This is a genomic window from Enterobacter sp. Res13-Sevr-PEC09-46 (genome assembly GCF_015672585.1).
Classification (GTDB): Bacteria; Pseudomonadota; Gammaproteobacteria; order Enterobacterales; family Enterobacteriaceae; genus Enterobacter; species Enterobacter hormaechei_C.
The window spans coordinates 214,982-237,524 of the sequence record NZ_JADABR010000033.1; the positions used below are offsets into that span (position 1 = coordinate 214,982).

Annotated in this window: 18 protein-coding genes and 1 other RNA gene; 6 read left to right on the forward strand and 13 right to left on the reverse strand. The window is 55.9% G+C overall.

Annotated elements, in window-relative coordinates:
* The first annotated feature begins 159 nt into the window (after positions 1-159).
* The 3 genes from IMQ56_RS21015 (at position 160) to IMQ56_RS21025 (ending at position 2,083) form a co-directional block, all read left to right on the forward strand.
* A complete protein-coding gene (locus IMQ56_RS21015) occupies positions 160-552 on the forward strand; it encodes a DoxX family protein (protein WP_006812075.1) in 393 nt (130 codons plus the stop codon).
* A gap of 72 nt (positions 553-624) precedes the next feature.
* The gene (locus tag IMQ56_RS21020; RefSeq protein ID WP_039269693.1) at positions 625-1,611 is read left to right on the forward strand and encodes a glutathione S-transferase family protein; all 987 of its coding nucleotides are present in this window, start codon (positions 625-627) and stop codon (positions 1,609-1,611) included.
* Positions 1,612-1,717: 106 nt separating this feature from the next.
* Positions 1,718-2,083 carry a DUF805 domain-containing protein gene (locus tag IMQ56_RS21025; protein ID WP_015571946.1) on the forward strand — a complete coding sequence of 122 codons (366 nt, stop codon included), beginning with the start codon at positions 1,718-1,720 and terminating at the stop codon, positions 2,081-2,083.
* 38 nt (positions 2,084-2,121) lie between these two features.
* Here the strand turns inward: IMQ56_RS21025 and yhaJ are convergent, their stop codons facing one another.
* Positions 2,122-3,024 carry a DNA-binding transcriptional regulator YhaJ gene (gene yhaJ, locus IMQ56_RS21030; protein ID WP_003862655.1) on the reverse strand — a complete coding sequence of 301 codons (903 nt, stop codon included), beginning with the start codon at positions 3,022-3,024 and terminating at the stop codon, positions 2,122-2,124.
* Between the two features lie 104 nt (positions 3,025-3,128).
* On the opposite strand from yhaJ, the gene IMQ56_RS21035 reads away from it, so the two are divergent.
* Entirely contained in the window at positions 3,129-3,830 is a 702-nt protein-coding gene (locus IMQ56_RS21035; RefSeq protein WP_017382430.1) for a pirin family protein, read from the forward strand.
* An 80-nt stretch (positions 3,831-3,910) separates the two neighbouring features.
* On the opposite strand, the gene IMQ56_RS21040 is transcribed toward IMQ56_RS21035, so the two are convergent.
* From IMQ56_RS21040 to garL, 11 genes are all read right to left on the reverse strand, one after another.
* On the reverse strand, positions 3,911-5,215 hold the full coding sequence (locus IMQ56_RS21040) for a serine dehydratase subunit alpha family protein (protein WP_108393947.1): 1,305 nt from the start codon (positions 5,213-5,215) through the stop codon (positions 3,911-3,913).
* Between the two features lie 20 nt (positions 5,216-5,235).
* Positions 5,236-6,567 (reverse strand): amino acid permease, encoded by a 1,332-nt coding sequence (locus IMQ56_RS21045; RefSeq protein ID WP_196063905.1) that lies wholly within the window; start codon positions 6,565-6,567, stop codon positions 5,236-5,238.
* 274 nt (positions 6,568-6,841) lie between these two features.
* Positions 6,842-9,136: a formate C-acetyltransferase gene (gene pflB, locus IMQ56_RS21050; RefSeq protein ID WP_045911537.1), complete on the reverse strand. Its 2,295-nt coding sequence runs from the start codon at positions 9,134-9,136 to the stop codon at positions 6,842-6,844.
* A 15-nt stretch (positions 9,137-9,151) separates the two neighbouring features.
* Positions 9,152-10,360 carry a propionate kinase gene (gene tdcD / locus IMQ56_RS21055; RefSeq protein WP_108393948.1) on the reverse strand — a complete coding sequence of 403 codons (1,209 nt, stop codon included), beginning with the start codon at positions 10,358-10,360 and terminating at the stop codon, positions 9,152-9,154.
* Between the two features lie 30 nt (positions 10,361-10,390).
* On the reverse strand, positions 10,391-11,722 hold the full coding sequence (gene tdcC, locus IMQ56_RS21060; protein ID WP_006812083.1) for a threonine/serine transporter TdcC: 1,332 nt from the start codon (positions 11,720-11,722) through the stop codon (positions 10,391-10,393).
* Positions 11,723-11,732: 10 nt separating this feature from the next.
* On the reverse strand, positions 11,733-12,722 hold the full coding sequence (gene tdcB / locus IMQ56_RS21065; protein ID WP_023304478.1) for a bifunctional threonine ammonia-lyase/L-serine ammonia-lyase TdcB: 990 nt from the start codon (positions 12,720-12,722) through the stop codon (positions 11,733-11,735).
* A gap of 96 nt (positions 12,723-12,818) precedes the next feature.
* Complete coding sequence (gene tdcA / locus IMQ56_RS21070) at positions 12,819-13,739, reverse strand: transcriptional regulator TdcA (protein ID WP_006812085.1); 921 nt, start codon at positions 13,737-13,739, stop codon at positions 12,819-12,821.
* Between the two features lie 672 nt (positions 13,740-14,411).
* An RNA gene (rnpB, locus tag IMQ56_RS21075) (RNase P RNA component class A) lies at positions 14,412-14,788 on the reverse strand.
* 32 nt (positions 14,789-14,820) lie between these two features.
* Positions 14,821-15,966 carry a glycerate 2-kinase gene (garK, locus tag IMQ56_RS21080; RefSeq protein WP_196063906.1) on the reverse strand — a complete coding sequence of 382 codons (1,146 nt, stop codon included), beginning with the start codon at positions 15,964-15,966 and terminating at the stop codon, positions 14,821-14,823.
* 56 nt (positions 15,967-16,022) lie between these two features.
* Positions 16,023-16,913 (reverse strand): 2-hydroxy-3-oxopropionate reductase, encoded by an 891-nt coding sequence (gene garR / locus IMQ56_RS21085; protein WP_126543304.1) that lies wholly within the window; start codon positions 16,911-16,913, stop codon positions 16,023-16,025.
* A 21-nt stretch (positions 16,914-16,934) separates the two neighbouring features.
* Positions 16,935-17,705 (reverse strand): 2-dehydro-3-deoxyglucarate aldolase, encoded by a 771-nt coding sequence (gene garL, locus IMQ56_RS21090; RefSeq protein ID WP_003862676.1) that lies wholly within the window; start codon positions 17,703-17,705, stop codon positions 16,935-16,937.
* 367 nt (positions 17,706-18,072) lie between these two features.
* Here garL and garD point away from each other — a divergent pair, with 367 nt between their 5' ends.
* Positions 18,073-19,644, forward strand: a complete 1,572-nt coding sequence (gene garD / locus IMQ56_RS21095; RefSeq protein WP_015571957.1) for a galactarate dehydratase — start codon at positions 18,073-18,075, stop codon at positions 19,642-19,644.
* A gap of 540 nt (positions 19,645-20,184) precedes the next feature.
* On the opposite strand, the gene IMQ56_RS21100 is transcribed toward garD, so the two are convergent.
* Positions 20,185-20,988 (reverse strand): DeoR family transcriptional regulator, encoded by an 804-nt coding sequence (locus IMQ56_RS21100; protein ID WP_017693937.1) that lies wholly within the window; start codon positions 20,986-20,988, stop codon positions 20,185-20,187.
* A gap of 239 nt (positions 20,989-21,227) precedes the next feature.
* Between IMQ56_RS21100 and kbaZ the strand changes: the two genes are divergently transcribed.
* Positions 21,228-22,535 carry a tagatose-bisphosphate aldolase subunit KbaZ gene (gene kbaZ / locus IMQ56_RS21105; protein WP_032649636.1) on the forward strand — a complete coding sequence of 436 codons (1,308 nt, stop codon included), beginning with the start codon at positions 21,228-21,230 and terminating at the stop codon, positions 22,533-22,535.
* The last annotated feature ends 8 nt before the right edge of the window (positions 22,536-22,543 follow it).

Below are 22,543 nucleotides of genomic sequence, written 5' to 3' on the forward strand. Positions count from 1 at the left end.
CCTTACTCAATATCTTTGAAGAAGATTAACAGTTTTCCTTGCTAACATTTGCCATCCGCCCCGTTTACACTCCTCTCCATCGACAGCAAAGACGCGGTATCTACCCGAATTTGCAAGCAAATAACGTTTAGCCGCTGATGTGGTTTCCTGGAGAGTAAAATGAAAAAATTAGAAGATGTTGGTGTACTGGTAGCGCGTATTCTGATGCCTGTTCTGTTCATCACCGCAGGCTGGGGCAAAATTACCGGCTATGCGGGCACTCAGCAGTATATGGAAGCGATGGGCGTGCCGGGGTTCCTGCTACCACTGACCATTCTGCTTGAGTTCGGCGGCGGCCTGGCAGTGCTGTTCGGTTTCCTGACCCGCACTACGGCGCTGTTCACCGCAGGCTTTACCCTGCTGACCGCGTTCATCTTCCACAGCAACTTTGCGGAAGGCGTGAACTCCCTGATGTTCATGAAAAATCTGACCATCGCGGGCGGCTTCCTGCTGCTGGCTATCACGGGTCCGGGCGCCTACAGCATCGACCGTCTTCTGAATAAGAAGTGGTAAGCAGGCTATACTGATTACATTCAAAGCGAGGAGACATCTCCTCGCTTTTGCTATCTGACGGAGGAGTAAAAAATGGGACAACTCGTAGACGGCGTCTGGCAGGATGTCTGGTATGACACCAAATCCACCGGTGGACGCTTTAAGCGCTCTGTTTCGGCCTTCCGTAACTGGCTGACCGCCGACGGCGCACCCGGCCCGAGTGGCGAAGGGGGCTTTGCGGCGGAAAAAGATCGTTATCATCTGTATGTTTCTCTCGCCTGTCCGTGGGCGCACCGCACGCTGATTGTGCGCAAACTTAAAGGTCTCGAATCGTTAATTCCGGTTTCGGTGGTCAACCCGCTGATGCTGGAAAACGGCTGGACGTTCGACAGTGGCTTCCCGGCCGCGACGGGTGATGAGCTTTATCATCACGATTTCCTGTATCAGCTCTATCTGCGCGCCGATCCGCACTACACCGGACGCGTAACGGTGCCTGTGCTGTGGGACAAGAAAAACCAGACGATTGTCAGCAATGAATCCGCTGAAATCATTCGCATGTTCAATACCGCGTTTGACGCGCACGGTGCCCGCGCCGGGGATTACTACCCGGTTGAGCTGCGCGAGAAAATTGACGAGCTGAACGGCTGGATCTACGACAACGTTAACAACGGCGTCTACAAAGCGGGCTTTGCCACCAGTCAGGAAGCGTACGACGAAGCGGTCGGCAACGTGTTTGGATCCCTGGAGCGCCTGGAGCAGATCCTCGGCCAGCATCGTTATTTAACGGGCGATCGCCTCACCGAAGCAGACATCCGCCTGTGGACGACGCTGATCCGCTTTGATCCGGTGTATGTCACTCACTTCAAGTGCGACAAGCATCGCATCAGTGATTACCTGAACCTGCACGGTTTCCTGCGCGACATCTATCAGATGCCGGGGATTGCGGAGACGGTCAACTTTGACCATATTCGCACCCACTATTTCCGCAGTCATAAGACCATCAACCCAACGGGCATTATCTCCATTGGCCCGTGGCAGGACCTGGATGAACCGCACGGGCGCGACGTGCGTTTCGGATAATTATTTAGGGAATCAATTGATTCCCTTTTTTAATTCACAGCATACATCTATCCTTACCTCGATCGCTTAGAAAACAAGTGATTGACTGATTAAGAGGCAAGGAAAAATGGACTGGTATTTAAAGGTACTGCGCAACTACGTTGGATTTGGTGGCCGCGCCCGCCGCAAAGAGTACTGGATGTTCGTTCTGGTGAACTTCGTCCTGATTATGGTGCTGGGCATTGTGGACAAGATCCTCGGCTGGGAACGCGAGGGGGGTGAAGGCATTCTCACCACCATTTATGGTGTGTTAGTTCTGCTGCCTTCATGGGCCGTACTGTTTCGTCGTCTTCACGACACCGATCGTTCGGCGTGGTGGCTGCTGTTGCTGTTGATCCCGCTTATCGGCTGGATCGTGATTTTGATTTTCAACTGTCAGAGCGGAACGCCGGGCGAAAACCGCTTTGGTCCGGATCCTAAGGCAAGCGCGTAAATTCTGCCCGGTGGCGCTTACGCTTACCGGGCCTACGCTTATTTGTTGTGGTGGGCAAAGAGCTTGGGAATTTCACGCAAACACCATGATTTGGCTTCGCCCATGCTGTCACGACGCCACGCCATAATGATATCCACTTCGCTGGTGTATTCCGGGCTGACGACGCGCAGCCGCCCTTCTGCAATGTCCTTTTCGACAAACGGGTACGGCATCGTCGCCACGCCCAGCCCCGCCAGGAGCGCCTGCCGTTTGTCTTCCAGCGACGTTACCGTCAGTCGCGGCTGTTTATCCAGCAACTGTACCGTTAACACCGGGCGCTCTCGGGCGGTATCCGCGACCGCCACGCCGCGGTATTTCACGCGCGTGACCTCAGAGAGCGGCTCCGGCTCCTGATGGATCGGGTGATCCGGGGCGGCGACGTAGACGTTCATCACGCTGTACAGTTTGCGCGAATTGATTTCTGACGATGAGCGGAAATGCATGTCCGGCGCAATGACGATATCCGCCCTGCCCGTCTCAAGACGCTCCCACGCCCCGGCCAGCACCTCGGTGATGATCGACAGCTGGGTATTGGCTTTCGCGGCCAGTCTGTCCACCAGCGGGAACAGCGCCTCGGTGGGCACCAGCGCTTCGGTCACTAACGTCAGATGGGTTTCCCAGCCGCGCGCCAGCGCTTCGGCATCGGTCGTCAGCTTATCCGCCGCTTCCAGCAGCACACGACCGCGCTCCAGCAGCATTCGGCCAACGTTAGTGAATTTTGTTCGATGACCGGAACGATCGAAGAGCACCACGTCCAGCTCCTCTTCCAGCTTTTGCATGGTGTAGCTCAGGGCAGACGGAACGCGCCCCAGTTCATCTGCCGCCGCGGCAAAACTGCCGCGCCTGTCAATCGCGTCCATGACGCGAAGCGCCTCAAGCGTCAATGCTCTCTCTTTAGCCATCTCGTTCTCATTCAGGAAATTTGAACATACCAGGCAGAATATCTGGCTAACAATGCAGCGTCCATACCTTTACCATTGATTTAGTGTAAAGAGAGGTCAAGTTTATGATTACGACAAGAACAGCGAAACAGTGCGGACAAGCCGATTTCGGTTGGTTGCAGGCCCGCTACACCTTTTCCTTTGGACACTACTTTGACCCTAAACTCCTCGGTTACGCTTCACTGCGCGTATTGAATCAGGAAGTGCTCGCCCCGGGCGCGTCCTTCCAGCCGCGCACGTACCCTAAAGTCGATATCCTGAACCTGATCCTGGAAGGCGAGGCAGAATACCGCGATAGCGAGGGCAATCATGTCCAGGCGAAGGCTGGCGAGGCGCTGTTAATTTCCACGCAGCCAGGTATTAGCTACAGCGAGCATAACCTCAGCAAAGATAAAACGCTGACCCGCATGCAGCTGTGGCTGGATGCCTGTCCGGAGCGGGAAAATCCGCTGGTGCAAAAAATCGATCTGAAGGGCGGTAAACAGCAGCTGATTGCCTCGCCAGACGGCAGCAAAGGCAGCTTGCAGTTGCGCCAGCAGGTGTGGTTGCACCATATCGAACTGAAAAAAGGTGAACAGGCGAGCTTCCAGCTTCATGGCCCGCGTGCCTATTTGCAGTCCATTCACGGAACGGTGCATGCGGTCACGCATACGGAAGAGAAAGAAGCGCTCACCTGCGGTGACGGGGCGTTTATTCGTGACGAAGCGAATATCACCCTGGTTGCCGATACGCCGCTGCGCGCGCTGCTGATTGATTTGCCGGTTTAAGATCAACACGCCCCCTCGCTCGATCGGTTCCCTCTCCCTATGGGAGAGGGTTAGGGTGAGGGGTAACGGGTTGGATTAAATCACAACACCTTACTCGCCATAATTTCAATGATCTGCCGGTCCGTCGCCTGCATTGAGCGGCACGCCAGGGCGCACAGGTTAGAGATAGACTGTTCCACGTCGTGCGCCACAATCCCCTCGTTACCCGTCACGGCAGTATCATCCAGCGCCATCATCACGGCTTTCCAGGCGCTGGTGACGCTGGTCGAGACCTTCATTGCGCAGCTGTTAGAGGCCCCATCGCAGATCATCCCGCTCACGTCGCCGATCATACTGCCGATCGCCATGGCAATGGTCTGGTAAGATCCGCCCATCAGCCACGCCATCCCCGCCGCTGCCCCCATTCCGGCCGTTGTCGCCGCGCACAACGCGGACAAGCGCGGAAGCTGGTAATGGATATAGATAGCCGACAGATGCGAGAGCATCAGCGCCCGCGCCAGCCGTTCGTCATCGGCCTGAACGTGCTCAGCCACCACCACTACCGGCATGGTGGCGGTGATGCCCTGATTCCCGGAACCCGAGTTGCTCATCGCCGGCAGCGTCGCGCCTCCCATGCGGGCATCCGAGGCTGCGCTGGTGCGGATAATAATGTCTGAACCCAGATCCTGCGCCATCCAGCCGCGTGCGCGCTGTTTATTGAGCGTCGCGCCAATATGCAGCCCCCAGTTGCCACGCAAACCTTCGCGGGAGAGCGCATCGTTCAGCCGCCCCGCATCGAGGATAAAGCGGATCGCGTCGAACGGCACCTGCTCTACAAACTCAAGGATCTGCGACAGCGTGGTGGTCGAGAGTACCGCCAGCGGATCGTCGTTGTTCTGGCTCTGACGATCGTCAAGCCTGAAGCGCGTTTCGCCCTGACAAACTACCTCCACCACGCGAGTGTGCCCGCCAGCGATGGTCACCATCGCCGAGGATTCACCGGCGTAAACGCAGGCGCGTGAATAGAGGATCTCCTCGCACGGCTCCTGCAATTTCACCTGCACCAGACCCGCGTTCAGCAGTGCTTTGGCGCGCGTTAGCGCCTCGGCCGACGCGTCTTTCAACACCTCCAGCCCGGCGTGTGCATTACCGCCTGTCGCCCCCAGCGCGGCCGCGATGGGTAAACCGACCATACCGGTGCCGGGCACCGTTACGCCAAGCCCGTTTTTCATCAGGTTCGGCGATACCCACGCCTCGATACGCGTCACCTCACCGTCAAGCTGTCCGGCAGCCATCGCGCACGCCAGCGCCAGCGAGACGGGTTCGGTACAGCCCAGCGCAGGCTTTACCTCTTCCTGCACAGCGCGAATAAAATGGTTCCATAAAGGATTAATTTGCTCAGACATCGTTACGACCTTATTTAACCTCATGAGAAGGCGAGGAAAGGAGAAACACAAAGCAGCAGCCCGGTAATCACAATAATCACCAGCGATACGCCTTTATATTTATGAAGTGCGGGCGCTTTGTAGACCAGCCACGCCGGAATTAAGCAGCCCACCATCCCGAAAATAGGGCTACAGATGGAGGTGAAGCTCAGCACCGGCGCGTTTAACACAATCGCGCTCCAGGCCAGCAGGATAGCGAACAGCATAATCCCGCGCTGGACGGTGCTTTCATTGATTTTCTCCGCCGGCATTTTGCGGCGCAGGATGTTCATCACGATGCCCTGCGTCGCCTCACGAAAGCCGAGATAGACGCCAAAGAACGCGGTCATCACGGCAAAAATGTTGAGGATCACGCTGACGATTTTGACCCAGCCCGCACCGTCACCGCTGATGAACTGTGCTGCGATTGCCAGGGCGGAAATATTCTGCTCGTAGGCTTTTACCGCCTCGTCGTGCCCCATCGCCAGCGTAAAGGAGACCGCGTAGAAAAAGACCGTCACAAACAGCACGCCAAAAGCGATATTCATTGCCCGCAGCGCTTTATGACGCGCCACCTCAACGGATTTTTCCCGTGAACGATAGGAAATCACCATCGGGCTTAATGTCTGAATAAACAGAATGGAGGTTAAGGTGAAAGGCAGCGTAATAATGGCGTTTTTAATCAGCAGGCCCATCGGCGGCAGCATACCGACGTTGGCTAAATGCCAGAGGCCAATCATCGAAAGCCCCAGCGCCGCCACCACAAATAATTTGGTCAGCACCATCAGGCTGGAGACTTTAAACAGCAGTTTTTCACCGCGCGACGAAATGGCGACCAGAATGCAGATCAGGAATAAGCCGTAGAACGGATTTTCCGACAGCAAACCGTCGGTTACGCCGAAGGTGTGTAGGTAGGATGCGCTGTCGTTGGTGATAGCCGTGGAATAGACAAACATCCAGATCACCAGCATCACGAAATAAAGCGCACCCAATAAGATGCCCCAGTTTTTACCTAAATAACCGCTAATGACGCTCGGGTAATCTTTGCATTCCGGTGATTCCGCCAGCGTATTAATAAACAGGCGCTGGAACAGGTACATAGCCGGATAACCAATTATCGACGAGAGTAAAAACACCCACAGCCCCATTAACCCGACCTGCACAGGAAGAAAAACGATGCCCGCGCCGATAGCCATCCCGATACTCATGATGACCCAGCCCGTATCGGTGCTGTCGAATTTGATCGCCTCTCGCCATTCGCTTTCGCTCATTCCCGCCCGCCTTGCCGCAGGGGAATCACTCACAATCACACTGCTGTTTGTTGCCATATTCATTGGGCACTCGCTTATTTTGTAGGGTAACTGGTTGTTTTTATAAGGTTCCGATCGCCAGCGATTGCGAGTCAGAGGGTGCAGGTGTGAGTTATTGATATGGGAAGATCATATCCGGAGCGCGGGAGAAAAAAGTCACAACTTTTATAGGGATTTTCTAAAGCGAGAGAATAATATTACTTCGGGATAGCAGAAAGGAGAGTAAGTTTTCTAAAATTGACGGCGTTCACAAAATTAAAAGCCTCCCCATTTGAGGAGGCTGAAGATGAAGCCTGTATTACATCGCCTGCGTAAACGTCCTCGAAATCACGTCCTGCTGCTGCTCGCGCGTCAGGGCGTTAAACCGCACCGCATAGCCTGAAACGCGGATCGTCAGGTTCGGATAGTTCTCCGGATGGGCAATGGCATCCAGCAGCATCTCCCGGTTCATCACGTTGACGTTCAGGTGTTGCCCGCCCTCAATGGTCGCTTCGTGGTGGAAGTATCCGTCCAGCAGCCCGACAAGGTTGGTTTTGCGCACCGGCTCGTCCTTGCCCAGTGCCTGCGGCACGATGGAGAAGGTGTAGGAGATCCCGTCTTTGGCGTAGGTGAACGGCAGCTTGGCGACCGAGGTTAACGACGCCACCGCCCCTTTTCTGTCGCGCCCGTGCATCGGGTTGGCGCCAGGCGCAAACGGCGTGCCGCCGCGACGTCCGTCCGGCGTGTTGCCGGTCTTCTGCCCGTAAACCACGTTGGAGGTGATGGTCAGGATCGACTGCGTCGGTACCGCGTTGCGGTACGTCGGCAGCGCCTGGATTTTCTTCATAAAGCGCTCAACCAGATCGCAGGCGATACTGTCCACGCGATCGTCGTTGTTGCCGTACTGCGGATAGTCGCCTTCGATGACGAAATCGACCGCCAGACCGGTGTGGTCGCGCACCGGTTTTACCGTGGCGTATTTGATGGCCGACAGGGAATCCGCCGCCACCGACAGCCCGGCAATGCCGCAGGCCATGGTGCGGTAGACGTCCCGGTCGTGCAGCGCCATCAGCGAGGCTTCGTAGCTGTATTTATCATGCATGTAGTGAATGAGATTCAGCGCGCTGATGTACTGTACCGCCAGCCAGTCCATGAAGTGATCGAGGCTCGCCATTACGGTGTCGTAATCCAGTACCTCATCCAGCAGCGGCTCGGTTTTCGGCCCCACCTGGATCTTCAGCTTCTCATCCACCCCGCCGTTGATTGCGTACAGCAGCGTTTTCGCCAGGTTGGCGCGTGCGCCGAAGAACTGCATCTGCTTGCCGATCACCATCGGGCTGACGCAGCAAGCAATGGCGTAGTCGTCGCTGTTGAAGTCGGCGCGCATCAGATCGTCGTTCTCGTATTGCAGCGAGGAGGTGACGATCGACACCTGCGCGGCGTATTTCTTGAACGCGATCGGCAGTTGTTCGGACCAGAGGATCGTCAGGTTTGGCTCCGGCGCAGGCCCCATGGTGTGAAGGGTATGCAGGTAGCGGAAGCTGTTTTTGGTCACCAGCGTACGGCCATCCAGCCCCATGCCGCCAATCACTTCCGTGGCCCAGATCGGATCGCCGGAGAAGAGCGTGTCGAACTCCGGCGTGCGCAGGAAACGTACCATGCGGATCTTCATGATGAAGTGGTCGATCAGCTCCTGGGCCTGCACCTCATTCAGCCTTCCTGCCTGCATGTCGCGTTCAATGTAGATATCGAGGAACGAGGCCGTGCGCCCCAGCGACATCGCCCCGCCGTTCTGGGATTTCACTGCGGCAAGGTAGGCAAAGTAGACCCACTGCACCGCTTCCTGCGCATTCATCGCCGGACGTGAAATATCAAACCCATAGTTCGCCGCCATCTGCTGGATCTGGAGCAACGCACGTTTATGCTCCGCCAGCTCCTCGCGCAGGCGGATCGTGGCCTCCAGTTCTTCTCCGCGCTCCAGTTTCCCCTGGAGATCGGCGAACTGAAGTTCACGCTCGCGCACCAGATAGCTGATGCCGTACAGCGCCACGCGACGGTAGTCGCCGATGATGCGTCCGCGCCCGTAGCCGTCCGGCAGACCGGTCAGCACCCCCGATTTGCGGCAGCGCATCATCTCCGGGGAGTAAACGTCAAACACGCCCTGGTTGTGGGTTTTGCGCAGATCTGTGAAGAGATATTCAAACTGCGGATCCATCTCGCGACCGTAGGCTTCGAACGAGCTGCGGATCATGTTGATCCCGCCGTACGGATGCAGGGCGCGCTTGAGCGGCTTGTCGGTTTGCAGGCCAACGATCGTCTCCAGCTCCTGATCAATATAGCCCGGCCCGTGCGCGGTAATAGTAGTGGCGATGTTGGTGTCAAAATCCACCGGAGCGTGAGTAGCATTCTCCTGACGAATGCCGACCATCACCTTCTGCCACAGCGCCGTCGTTGCTGGCGTCGCCTGCGCGAGGAAAGCTTCATCGCCTTCATAAGGGGTGTAGTTATGCTGAATAAAATCGCGCACGTTAATGGCGTTTTTCCATTCTTCACCGCGAAACCCGGCCCATGCGTCGCTGTAAGGCGCGACGCCCGTATCGATTGTTACTTTCATCAGATTCTCGCTTTATCAGGCGTAAGCCGCAGCCGGAGTAACCTTCCCAAGACGGAGGGCGTCCAGTGCGATCATTTTTTCTTCATTGGTAGGGATCACCGCGCAGGCCGCGCGGGACGACTCGGTAGAGATCACGCGCTCGCCCGCGCTGCCCGGCAGGGCATTTTTGGACTCGTCGAGGATGATGCCAAACACCTTAAGATGCTCCACCACCAGCGCGCGGATAAGCACGGAGTTCTCACCGATCCCGCCGGTAAACACCACGCCATCCAGACGGTGCAGGGACGCGGCATGACCGGCGATATGTCGCGCAATCCGGTGGACGAAGGTCTTTATTGCCAGCCGCGCCCGCTCGTTGCCGTCATGCCAGGCTTTCTCCAGCGCGCGCAAATCGGAGGAGATGCCAGAGATCCCCAGCAGCCCGGACTCTTTGTTGACCACGCGCTCCAGATCCTCGAACGACTGGCCGGTCTGCCGGGCAATCCACGCCATCGCGCCAAAATCCACGTCGCCGCAGCGCGTGCCCATCACCAGTCCTTCAAGCGGCGTCATCCCCATGGACGTGTCCACGCTTACGCCGTTACGCACCGCGCAGATGGACGCCCCGTTGCCGAGATGGGCAATCACCAGGCCGCTGTCATCGGGAGAGAGCCCGAGCAGCGCGTGCGCCTGCGCCGACACGTAGCGGTGAGAGGTGCCGTGGAAACCGTAGCGGCGCACGCCCAGCTCTTCAAAATAGCGGTACGGCAAGCCGTACAAATACGCCTGCGGCGCCATGGTCTGGTGGAAGCTGGTATCAAATACCGCCACCTGCTGCACGCCGGGGAACAGGCGCCCGGCGGCTTCCACGCCGCTCAGGTTGGCGTAGTTATGCAGCGGCGCCAGCGGGGAGACCTCGCAGATCTGCGCCATCACCTCTTCCGTGATCAGGGTCGACTCGCTGAAGAGGTCGCCGCCGTGGGCAATGCGATGGCCAATCAAGGCCACGCTGCCCATCAGGTTGCGTTTCTCCAGCTCCAGGGCGATGGCGGCCAGCGCCCCTTCGTAGTCCTGGTGAGCCAGTCTGACCGGCTCCCCCCCATTCACGGAAATAAAGGCTTTTTCTGTGTTGATGCCGTCCGCAATGCCCGTCATCAGGGCATCGCAGCCTGCGGCGTCCAGCACCGAGAACTTAACGGAGGACGATCCGCAGTTAATGACCAGTACTACCGGAAACTCAATCATGGTATGGCTCCGCTCTTCCTGAGCTTTGGTTTAAAACAGTTTGTACACGATGTTCAGAATGGTCAGCAGGCCGACCACGGTTACGAAGATGTTCTCGGTCCGGCCTTTGTATTTCGCCAGCGCAGGCGCCTTGCGGATGGCGTACATCGGCAGCAGGCACAGCAGAGAGGCGATAATTGGCGCGCCCATGGCTTCAATAAGGTCCAGGATGTTCGGGTTGGCGTAGGCCACAATCCAGGTGGAGCCCATGATGAAGACCATGCTGATGGTGTTCAGCTTGCCCACGGAGACTTTCTTCTTGTCGCCCTTGTAACCGAACTTGAGGATCAGACCGTTCAGCCCCTCCAGCGTGCCCAGATAGTGGCCGAAGAAGGATTTAAAGATAGCGACCAGCGCGATGATGGAGGCACCGTATTCCAGCACCGTGGCGAACGTGGATTTACTGCCTGACATCGACGCGAAGTGGTTCGCCAGGTAAGAGAGCACCGGAATGTTCTGCGCTTTGGCGTCCGCCATGTTCTGCGGAGAGAGCGTAAACAGGCAGCTAAAGGCGAAGAACATCACCACCGCCACCATCAGCAGGCTGGCGCGACCAATGATTTTGGAACATTTCTGCTCGGTAAACTCTTTCCCGAACTCTGGTTCGTACTCTTCGCGTTTGGAGACCACAAACGAGGAGACGATAGGCGAGAAGTTGAAGGAGAAGACCATGATGGAGATCCCCAGCCACACCGTGACCAGAATGCCGTCATGACCGGTGAAGGCGATATCGCTCAGGTTAACCTGGTCGATCACCGCCGAGTTCCAGTACGGGATCAGCGAGAGAGAAATCAACACCAGGCTGGCGATGAACGGGAACACAAGGTAGCTCATCACTTTCACCATCAGGTCTTTACCGAACCAGATAACAAAAGCCATCAGCAGCAGCAGGAATAGCGCCACCACGCCGCGGTTCAGGGCGGGCATCTGGAGCTGGTTTTCCCAGAAGGTCATAAAGGTGTTGGTAATGGTGACGCCGTAAATCCACAGCAGCGGGCAAATGGCAAAGAAGTAGAGGAAGGTGATCACCACCCCGCCGGTCTTACCAAAATGCTCCTCCACCGTTTCGGTGATGTTGCCGGAGACGTTACTGCCGGACAAACACAGACGCGCCAGTGCGCGGTGGCAGTAAAACGCAATCGGAAACGCGAGTACCAGCATCAGCAGGATAGGGATCAGGCCGCCAAAGCCTGCACGGATAGGGAAGAACAGCACGCCTGCGCCAATGGCGGTACCAAACAGGCCGAGCGTCCAGGTGGTATCCGATTTACGCCAGGTGGACGTTTTTGTCTGGCCAACGATAATGCTTTCTGTGTTGCTCATAAGTCATCCTTTATGCGTCAACGAAGCCGGTAATTTGGGAAACACGGGAGAGATCGATATTGCCGCCGGAAATAATGCAGACGGTTTTTCGGCCCTGAATATAGTGGTCCAGCTTGCCGCTTAATAACGCCGCGCACGCCAGCGCACCGGCACCTTCCGTGACCACCTTATTTCGCTGAATAAGCGCGATCATGCTGTTGCGAATCTCGTCTTCGCTGACCAGCACAATGTCATCGACTAATTCACGAACAATTTCGAAGGTTAAATTACCTGGGCGAGACACGTCGCAGCCGTCAGCTAATGTGCCGGTAACACGATGACTGGTTATTTCTCCGGCCTGATACGATGCCGCCATTCCGTGCACATTTTCAGACTGCACGCCGATAATATTGATAGTTGGGTTGATGGATTTAATTGCTGTCGCAATACCGGCAATTAAACCGCCGCCGCCGATGGGGACAATCACGTTATCCACGTCATATAAATCTTCGAGGATTTCCAGGCCGATGGTGCCCTGCCCGGCAATGACTTTCGGATCGTCGTAAGGCGGGATAAAAATGCGCCCTTCCATCTCGACGATTTCGCTCACTTTGGCGATGGTGTCGTTAAAGTTTTCGCCGTGCAGCACCACTTCGGCGGAGTAGTCGCGCGTGGCGGCAACCTTGGATTTCGGCGCGCCCATCGGCATGACCACTTTGCCGTCGATGCCGAGCATGGCGCAGGAGAGAGAGACCCCCTGCGCGTGGTTCCCTGCGGAACAGGCCACCACGCCCTTGCGTTTTTCCGCATCGGTCAGCGAGCTTAATTTATTAAACGCCCCACGTATTTTAAACGAACCGGTACGCTGCATATTTTCAAATTTCAGGAATATCTCACCCTTACACCGTTCGCTCAGATAATTCGAGCGCGGCATACCGGTTTTATAGATCTTTCCCGCCAGTCTTTTTCTGGCGTCCTGAATATCTTCAATGGTCACCGGGAGATCGTAAGTAATGTGCATAATATCCTCGTTATAATAATTCATTGTTTTCAGGCAAAGTCAGGGTATCAGAGCGTTAAAAAGCGTCGCTCCGGGTGTTTTAAATCATCATTATTTCTATCGTCGTTTTTCGATATTCATCGACGAATATTGTTTTGCCAGTTCAACTAATACTGACGCCGATTTTTTAATACTGTAATTTTTTGACCACACGGCGGCATAACGCGCCACGGGTAATTCATCTTCCACCGGCAGAACAATAAACTGGTCCGAGCCGAATGGCGCAATCATGTCACGGGGGATCACCGTCAGGTAATCGGCATTGAGGACAAGGTTATAGATGGTGACGACGGAATCGGTCTGGACGATGTTTTCAATGCTGATGTGGTTGTCTTGCAGGGTGGTCAGGAGTTCGTTGTAGTAGCCCATATCGGTTTGCGGCATCACCCACTGCTCGTGCGTGAGCGATGCCAGTCTGGTCGGGCCGGTGCACGTTCGTGATTTACTCGCCACCAGCACAAACTCGGATTCAAACAGTGGCTCAACGTGAAGATCCTGAAGCTGCATCCCGTCGCTCAGCGTGCCGATGGCGAAATCCAGCCGGCCATCGCGAATGGCGGGCAGGAATGAAGAGAGCTGCGCTTCATACATTGAGACACGCGCTTTCGGGAACACTTCCTTGAATTTTTTGATCATCCCGGACAGGAAGGTGAAGCCAATCAGCGACGGATAGCCAAAAGAGACGTCCATGACGGTACTGAAACTGAGGCTGTTAATCTCGCTCACCATGTTTTTCATTTCGCGGGTGATCGACTCAGCGTAGGACAGCAGCACCTGACCGGCGGCAGTGAGTTTTACGCCGGTGTTCTTACGCACCATCACTTCCACCCCAAAGTAGGATTCGATGTCGCTGATGATTTTGCTGACGGCAGGTTGCGTCAGCCCCAGTTGTCTTGCAGCAGAACCTATGGAGCCACTTTTGATGACTTCCTGAAATACCACGAGGTGCTGTGTTTTCGGTAGAATAATAGTATTCATAATATTCTGCGCTTATTTCCCTATGACGCAGCGGATTCTACCCAATATTGTTTCAGGGGGTATGTGCTGTTACTCACAATTTGCCAGGACGCTCTGTTTTCAATCGCACCAGAAATCTATTTATGTCTTTATAAATCAAATGCTTATTACAATAAAAATACGCATTTACGCTGATATTGATCAATAAAAAACGCGGTAATAAATTTATTTTATGGCAATAACCAGCGTGAATTTTTTTGCTTTAAAAATATTAATAAAGGCTATCTTTCAGGCAATTAAAGGTTAATAAAACACCATTATTCCTTTAAAACATTTTTGTGGTTTATCAACTTTACCAGGAATATTTATTCACTTTCCGGTTAAAGAGTGGGATATATCACACATTCACCAGAAGAATGTTTTTAGATTCAATATTAAATTATCAAATGAATAACATTCGGCATCACTGACTAAACATTTACAACATCTGCTCAACACTAAAATTTTCTAATTTTATAGCGTTAAATTTTGTGATTGCGATCATGCGCAGCAGATGAGAGGAACACACAGTCAACCAAATAGTGAAATGTGCTTAGCGTCGCAAAATTGAGAATTGATGTCGTTTGGCGCTTCGCTTACCCGGCCTGCAACCTTCAGAAAACAAAAACCCCGCCGAAGCGGGGTTTCGTAAGAAGTTGAAGCTGACCGATAAGCCGGGTTCTGTCGTGGACAGTCATTCATCTAGGCCAGCAATCGCTCACTGGCTCAAGCAGCCTACCCGGGTTCAGTACGGGCCGTACCATGTGAACCCCTATTTGGCCTTGCTCCGGGTGGAGTTTACCGTGCCACGGACTGTTACCAGCCGCGCGGTGCGCTCTTACCGCACCCTTTCACCCTTACCTGATCCCGCTTGCGCGGGCCATCGGCGGTTTGCTCTCTGTTGCACTGGTCGTGGGTTTCCCCCCCAGGCGTTACCTGGCACCCTGCCCTGTGGAGCCCGGACTTTCCTCCCCTCCGCCCGTCTCCCCCGAAAGGGACGACGACGAAGCGGCGACTGTCTGGTCAGCTTCGGCGCGCAGTATAGAGGGTTTGCGCGCCGCTGTCACCCCTGGCTACGCATGCCTACCTGCAATGTGGCCGCGATATTCCGCGAGGCGCGGTAAATGTTGTCATATGCTCTCTGGAACGCCTCTTCCAGTGAACCGATACTGGTCAGTACGCTGAACACCGCGTCGATGCCGTACTGATGCACCACACCCACATCCTGCGTCAGACTTCCGGCAATCCCGATCACCGGCTTATGGTATTTTTTGGCGACGCTCGCCACGCCGACGGGCACTTTGCCATTAATGCTCTGGCTGTCGATGCGCCCTTCCCCGGTCAGCACCCACGTGCAGTCGTGAATATGTTCTTCAAGATTGAGCGCCTGAGTGACAATCTCGATGCCGCTTTTCAGCTCAGCGCCCAGGAAGGCCATCAGCGCTGCGCCCATGCCGCCCGCGGCGCCAGCCCCCGGAACCCGGTTGACGTCAATGCGCAGTGATTTTTTGATCACCCCGGCGTAGTGGCTAAGATTGGCGTCGAGTTCGAGGATCATCTCCTCCGTGGCGCCTTTTTGCGGGCCAAAGATACGCGACGCGCCGCTTTCACCCACCAGCGGATTCGTCACGTCACAGGCGACGCGGATTGCGCATCCCTGAAGACGCGGATCGAGATCGGAAATATCAATCCGGTTAAGCGCCATCAGGCTGCCGCCGCCGTAGCCGATCTCCGTCCCGTTCGCATCCGTAAACTTCGCGCCCAGCGCCTGCATCATACCCGCGCCCCCATCGTTGGTTGCGCTCCCGCCGATACCGATAATGATGTTGCGCGCGCCTTTATCCAGCGCGCTGAGGATCAGCTCCCCCGTCCCGCGCGACGTCGTGACCAGCGGGTTACGCTGCGCGGGAGGAACAAGCACCAGGCCGCTGGCGGCGGCCATCTCGATAAACGCGGTGGCACCGTCGCCCGAGATCCCCCAACTGGCCTTCACCTTTTCCCCTAATGGGCCGGTGACGACAGCCTGCTGCCAGGTGCCCTGCGTCGCGGCGATCATCGCTTCAACCGTACCTTCTCCGCCGTCAGCAACGGGAACAGACACGTAATGAGCGTCGGGGAAAATTTCCCGAAATCCTTTTTCTATCGCCTGCGCCACCTCGGTGGCAGACAGGCTTTCTTTATAAGAGTCTGGCGCGATTACGATTTTCATAGTTGTATGCCTGAGCCGTAGGCCCGGTAAGCGTAACGCCACCGGGCAGGACGTCATTAGCGAGCAATTTCAACCTTCGCCAGTTTTTCGTAATAGCACGCTAACGCGCTGTGATCGGCGGTACCCAGACCGTCCGCACGCAGCGCCTGCATCATCTCCATGACGGCGGCAGTCAGCGGCAGCTGCGCGCCCACGCCGTGGGAGGTATCCAGCGCATTCGCCAGATCCTTAATGTGCAGATCGATGCGGAAGCCCGGCCTGAAGTTACGATCCATCACCATCGGCGCCTTGGCATCCAGCACGGTGCTGCCCGCCAGACCACCGCGAATGGCCTGATAGACCAGATCCGGATTAACGCCCGCTTTGGTGGCCAGCGTCAGCGCTTCGGACATGGCCGCGATGTTCAACGCCACAATCACCTGGTTTGCCAGCTTGGTGACGTTGCCTGCGCCAATTTTACCGGTGTGCACCACGGAGCCAGCCATGGCTTTCATCAGGTCGTAGTATTTGTCGAACACGGCTTTATCGCCCCCTACCATCACCGACAGGGTGCCGTCGATGGCTTTCGGTTCGCCGCCGCTGACCGGCGCATCCAGCATCTCCACGCCCTTCGCTTTCAGCGCCTCGCTGATTTCGCGGCTTGCCAGCGGTGCGATAGAACTCATGTCGATCACCACCAGGCCCGGCTTCGCGCCGTCGATAATGCCGTTCTCACCCAGCGCCACCTCTTTCACGTGCGGGGAGTTTGGCAGCATGGTGATAATCACGTCGCACTGCTCAGCAATCGCTTTTGCGGTTGTCGCCGTTTCTGCGCCAGCCGCAATCACCTCTGCCACCGCGTCTGAATTACGATCTAAAACCACCAGTGAGTAACCTGCTTTGATGAGGTTTTTGCTCATTGGTTTGCCCATGATACCCAGGCCAATAAAACCCACTTTCAGCGTCATAATCTGTTTCCTCAATGATGGTTATTTTTTAAAAGCGTCCGCTAATTTCTGCGTGGCGGCGCGGAATACGCCGAGATCGCTGCCCACGGCAACAAACGTTGCGCCCCACTCCAGGTAGCGGCGGGCATCGGCTTCCACTGGCGCCAGAATGCCGCACGGTTTACCGTGCGCTTTGGCACGGGCAAAAATGTGCTGAATTGCGCGCTGCACGTCCGGATGGCTGGCGTTGCCCAGATGACCAAAGGCGGCCGCCAGATCGCTCGGGCCGACGAAAATGCCGTCTACCCCCTCCGTCGCGGCAATAGCGTCGACGTTATCGACCCCCTGCTGGCTCTCGATCTGAACCAGAATGGTGATGTTCTTGTTGGACTGAGCGAAATAGTCCGGCACGGTGCCAAACATGTTGGCGCGGTGCGAGACGGACACGCCGCGGATCCCTTCCGGTGGATAGCGGGTCGCCGCCACGGCCAGCACCGCTTCTTCTTCCGTTTCAACAAACGGGATCAGGAAGTTGTAGAAGCCGATATCCAGCAGACGCTTGATGATCACCGGCTCGTTGGTGGGCACACGCACCACCGGCGCGCTGTGGCTGCCTTTCAGCGCCATCAGCTGCGGAATAAACGTGTTGATATCGTTTGGCGCATGTTCGCCGTCCAGCACCAGCCAGTCGAACCCGGCCAGGCCCAGCACTTCGGTGCTGATGGGGTTGGCCAGCGCAGACCAGCAGCCAATCTGAATCTGGTGCGCCGCGAGGGCCGCTTTAAATTTATTCGGGAAGATGTCGTTACTCATTACTTATACCTTTTTTAATTCCGCAGTTTTAGCCAGTAGCTTTTCTTATTTATTCCGACTCAGCGTCAGCGTTATATTTATTTTCCTGACTGAATTTTGGCGTTATAAAATCGTCATTCAGTATAATCGTCACCACCCGGCAGCACATTGTCTCAATGCTCAATTATCCAACGGGAGTGGCACGCTATTTTGAGCATATGCCCAACACAGTGGGCGCTGATGCACAGAATCAACGATTAGTGGTTCGGGAGCGATCGCGATCACATTCTCACCTTTCCTCTCCTGGCATTCTTTATTTCCTCAATAAGAAACAATTAACCATCTGGCTATATTTAGTATCAGATATTTTGCTGGAGAAGAGTGAACAATGGCCGATATTGAAATTCGACAGGCGTCGCCGACGGCGTTCTATATAAAAGTGCACGATACCGATAACGTGGCGATTATTGTCAACGACAATGGCTTAAAAGCTGGCACCCGCTTTCCGGATGGCCTGGAGCTGATTGAGCACATTCCGCAGGGGCATAAAGTCGCACTGGTCGATATCCCGGCGCAGGGCGAAATCGTGCGCTACGGCGAAGTCATCGGCTATGCGGTGCGCGCTATCCCGCAGGGTAGCTGGATTGAGGAGTCGCTGGTTGAGCTGCCCACCGCCCCGCCGCTGGAGTCGTTGCCGCTGGCTACCCGCGTCCCTGAGCCGTTGCCTCCGCTGGAGGGTTATACCTTCGAGGGTTACCGCAACGCGGATGGCAGCGTGGGAACCAAAAACCTGCTTGGCATCACCACCAGCGTGCATTGCGTGGCGGGCGTAGTGGATTATGTGGTGAAAATTATTGAGCGCGATCTGTTGCCGAAATACCCCAACGTTGACGGCGTGGTGGGTCTTAACCACCTGTACGGCTGCGGCGTGGCGATCAACGCGCCCGCAGCGGTCGTGCCGATCCGCACGATTCACAATATCGCCCTTAACCCAAACTTTGGCGGTGAGGTCATGGTGATTGGTCTCGGCTGTGAAAAATTGCAGCCAGAACGCCTGTTGCAGGGTACTGAGGATGTGAAAGCCATTCCGGTTGACGATGCCAGTGTTGTGCGACTTCAGGATGAACACCATGTCGGCTTCAGATCGATGGTCGACGACATTTTACAGGTGGCAGAGCACCATCTGGAGAAGCTGAACAAACGCCAGCGTGAAACCTGCCCGGCCTCTGAACTGGTCGTTGGGACACAGTGTGGCGGCAGCGATGCGTTTTCCGGCGTCACCGCCAACCCGGCAGTCGGTTATGCCTCCGATCTGTTCGTGCGCTGCGGCGCCACGGTGATGTTCTCCGAAGTCACCGAAGTACGTGATGCTATCCACCTGCTCACGCCGCGCGCCGTCAACGAAGAGGTGGGCAAACGCCTGCTGGAGGAGATGGCCTGGTACGATAACTATCTCGACATGGGCAAAACCGACCGCAGCGCCAACCCGTCTCCGGGTAACAAGAAAGGCGGTCTGGCCAACGTGGTGGAAAAGGCCCTCGGGTCGATTGCCAAATCCGGCCAGAGCGCGATTGTGGAAGTGCTCTCCCCTGGCCAGCGACCAACCAAACGCGGTCTGATCTACGCGGCAACGCCTGCCAGTGATTTCGTGTGCGGTACCCAGCAGGTAGCATCCGGCATTACGGTACAGGTCTTTACCACCGGGCGCGGCACGCCGTACGGCCTGATGGCGGTACCGGTGATCAAAATGGCGACCCGCACCGAGCTGGCAAACCGCTGGTATGACTTAATGGATATCAACGCGGGCACCATCGCCACCGGGGAAGAGAGTATTGAAGAGGTGGGCTGGAAGCTGTTCCACTTCATTCTGGATGTGGCAAGCGGGCGGAAGAAAACCTTCTCCGATCAATGGGGATTGCATAACTCGCTGGCGGTGTTTAACCCGGCGCCGGTGACGTGATGGCCCCTCACCCTGTCCTCTCCCCACCAGGGAGAGGGTAAAAAACCGCACCGGGCAGTCCCCTCTCCCCTATGGAGCTGAGGGTTCCCCACAAAATAATGCCTGCACAGACGGCCCCCTCTCCCTTGAGGGAGAGGGCTGGGGTGAGGGGGAACATACGGCTCTGGTGGTCATTCCGTTCACTTTATGTTCCTTGCTACTCTGTCACGACATGACCGGTGAACGTGCCAGGGTGGCTCAGTCGCCACCACCCTGGCGACCCGGGCTTCCGGCGGTAAATCGCCGCTTCGCGGTGCCTTCGGCTTATTCCTTCCGGCTTATCGGGGACGGGCGGAGGTAACATCCCTGTAAAGCCCGCCCTCTCGGCGCATCTCTGCGCCTCGCCCCGGCCTACAGGAAACGCCTCAGCGATTTACAGCCGGACCGAGGCATCGCTGAAAGCCCTCAGTTATTCTGAGGCAACGTTATAGCTTTTGCTTTCAAATTACTGGGGAACCCTCTCCCTATGGGGAGAGGGTTAGGGAGAGGGGAAAAGCCTCTTTAGACCAGCACCACATCGATCCCGCTTTTGCGTAATCCTTCAAGGCTTTCCGCCGGAATGCCTTCATCAACGATAATCATGTCGATCCGCTGAGTATCAATGATTTTATGCAGGCTTGAACGGTTAAACTTGCTGGAGTCAGTGACAACGATAATACGCTCCGCCACCTCGCACATTTTGCGGTTCAGACGGGCTTCATCCTCGTTGTGCGTACTCACCCCCCGGTCGAGATCGATGGCATCGACGCCCAGGAACAGCAGGTCAAAATGGTAATTCTGTAAGGACTGCTCCGCCTGATCGCCATAGAAGGACTGCGACTGACGGCGCAAGTGCCCGCCGGTCATCAGCAGCTCTACGCCCTCCGCTTCCAGCAGCGCGTTTGCCACGTTCATCCCGTTGGTCATGGCAATGACATCGGTGTGCTGGCGCAGCATGCGGGCAATTTCAAAGGTTGTGGTGCCGGAGTCCAGAATAATGCGGTGACCCGGCTTCACCAGTTCAGCCGCCGCCTGCGCGATGCTGCGCTTCACTGCCGTATTAAGGGAACTTTTGTCCTCAACGGACGGCTCCACGCCGGGGGCATTGCCTTCGCAAATCAGCGCGCCGCCGTAAGCGCGAACGGCAATCCCCTGCTTTTCCAGAAAGGCCAGATCGTTACGGATCGTCACCGTCGACACGCCGAATAAAAGAGAAAGATCGTTAACCTGCACGCTTCCCTGCGCCCGCAACCGCTGAATGATCTGCTCTCGCCTTTCACTGGTGCCGGTGATGCGCTTCTCTGCGGATGAATCGGTGCTGCTCATACGAGCTCCTTAGTAAATACACTTTCGTTTCATTTCGTTTTGCTTATTAACGCCTTTCTTTTGAGGGAATGCAAGCCCTGTATGGTGTGCGGACGCAAGCTTAATCGCCGCTGAAACCTTTCATTATGTTTCTTTTGTGAAACAGATCGGAAAACTATTATCTTTCGTTTTATTTTTACCTCACCATAATGCAGTATCAAATGAAACAAAACGAAAGATGAATACCAACACCATCCGAAATGGAGAGGAAAGTGAAACATCTGACAGAAATGGTGGAACAACATAAACGGGGGAATACAAACGGGATTTATGCCGTCTGTTCCGCACATCCACTGGTACTTGAAGCTGCACTACGTTACGCCCATTCACAACAGACGCCCCTGCTGATAGAAGCCACCTCAAACCAGGTGGATCAGTTTGGCGGTTATACCGGTATGACGCCCGCCGATTTTTATGGGTTTGTCTGCAAGCTGGCGGGATCTCTTGGTTTCCCCACCTCGCAGCTGATCCTTGGCGGCGATCATTTAGGTCCAAACCGCTGGCAAAACCTGCCGGCTTCGCAGGCGATGGCGAACGCCGACGATCTGATCAGAAGCTACGTGGCGGCCGGATTTAAAAAAATTCACCTCGATTGCAGCATGTCCTGCGAAGACGACCCGGTTCCGTTAACCGATGCAATCGTTGCCGGGCGTGCCGCTCGGCTGGCTAAAATTGCCGAAACCACCTGTCTCGAGCAATTTGGCGTAGCCGATCTGGTCTACGTTATCGGCACGGAAGTTCCGGTTCCCGGTGGGGCACACGAGACGCTGACCGAGCTTGAGGTCACCACGCCAGAGGCGGCACGCGCCACGCTTGAGGCACACCGCCACGCATTCGAGAAGGAAGGGTTAAGCGACATCTGGCCGCGCATTATTGGCCTGGTGGTTCAGCCTGGCGTTGAGTTCGACCATGCGCAGGTTTGTGACTATCAACCGCATAAAGCCGTCGCGCTGAGCGAGATGGTTGAAGCCTACGACACGCTTGTATTTGAAGCACACTCTACCGATTACCAGACGCCGCAGGCGCTGCGCCAGTTGGTGAAAGATCACTTCGCCATTCTGAAAGTCGGCCCTGCGCTAACCTTCGCGCTGCGCGAAGCGCTGTTCTCACTGGCAGCAATTGAAGAAGAGCTGCTGCCGGCAAAAGCCTGCTCAGGGCTGCGTCACGTCCTGGAAAACGTGATGCTCGATCGCCCGGAATACTGGCAAAGCCACTATCACGGCGACGGCAATGCCCGTCGCCTGGCGCGCGGTTACAGCTATTCCGACCGCGTGCGCTATTACTGGCCAGACAGCCAGATTGACGACGCCTTTGAGCGGCTGGTACGCAACCTGGCGGATGAACCGATCCCGCTGCCGCTGATCAGCCAGTATCTGCCGTTGCAGTACAGCAAAGTTCGCGATGGCGCTCTCAGGTCCACACCACGGGAACTCATCCTCGACCACATTCAGGACATACTCCAGCAGTACCATGCCGCCTGCGAAGGCGTAACGACTCAACACGCATAATTAAAAAG

Coding starts and splice junctions, on each gene's coding strand:
- IMQ56_RS21100 (WP_017693937.1), bottom strand. CDS start 20,988: ATGAGCAGCACCGATTCATCCGCAGAGAAGCGCATCACCGGCACCAGT.
- garK (WP_196063906.1), bottom strand. CDS start 15,966: ATGAAAATCGTAATCGCGCCAGACTCTTATAAAGAAAGCCTGTCTGCC.
- IMQ56_RS21040 (WP_108393947.1), bottom strand. CDS start 5,215: ATGTCTGAGCAAATTAATCCTTTATGGAACCATTTTATTCGCGCTGTG.
- tdcA (WP_006812085.1), bottom strand. CDS start 13,739: ATGAATACTATTATTCTACCGAAAACACAGCACCTCGTGGTATTTCAG.
- garR (WP_126543304.1), bottom strand. CDS start 16,913: ATGACGCTGAAAGTGGGTTTTATTGGCCTGGGTATCATGGGCAAACCA.
- tdcD (WP_108393948.1), bottom strand. CDS start 10,360: ATGATTGAGTTTCCGGTAGTACTGGTCATTAACTGCGGATCGTCCTCC.
- IMQ56_RS21045 (WP_196063905.1), bottom strand. CDS start 6,567: ATGAATATGGCAACAAACAGCAGTGTGATTGTGAGTGATTCCCCTGCG.
- IMQ56_RS21025 (WP_015571946.1), top strand. CDS start 1,718: ATGGACTGGTATTTAAAGGTACTGCGCAACTACGTTGGATTTGGTGGC.
- yhaJ (WP_003862655.1), bottom strand. CDS start 3,024: ATGGCTAAAGAGAGAGCATTGACGCTTGAGGCGCTTCGCGTCATGGAC.
- IMQ56_RS21015 (WP_006812075.1), top strand. CDS start 160: ATGAAAAAATTAGAAGATGTTGGTGTACTGGTAGCGCGTATTCTGATG.
- garL (WP_003862676.1), bottom strand. CDS start 17,705: ATGAGTAACGACATCTTCCCGAATAAATTTAAAGCGGCCCTCGCGGCG.
- kbaZ (WP_032649636.1), top strand. CDS start 21,228: ATGGAGAGGAAAGTGAAACATCTGACAGAAATGGTGGAACAACATAAA.
- tdcB (WP_023304478.1), bottom strand. CDS start 12,722: ATGCACATTACTTACGATCTCCCGGTGACCATTGAAGATATTCAGGAC.
- garD (WP_015571957.1), top strand. CDS start 18,073: ATGGCCGATATTGAAATTCGACAGGCGTCGCCGACGGCGTTCTATATA.
- IMQ56_RS21035 (WP_017382430.1), top strand. CDS start 3,129: ATGATTACGACAAGAACAGCGAAACAGTGCGGACAAGCCGATTTCGGT.
- tdcC (WP_006812083.1), bottom strand. CDS start 11,722: ATGAGCAACACAGAAAGCATTATCGTTGGCCAGACAAAAACGTCCACC.
- IMQ56_RS21020 (WP_039269693.1), top strand. CDS start 625: ATGGGACAACTCGTAGACGGCGTCTGGCAGGATGTCTGGTATGACACC.
- pflB (WP_045911537.1), bottom strand. CDS start 9,136: ATGAAAGTAACAATCGATACGGGCGTCGCGCCTTACAGCGACGCATGG.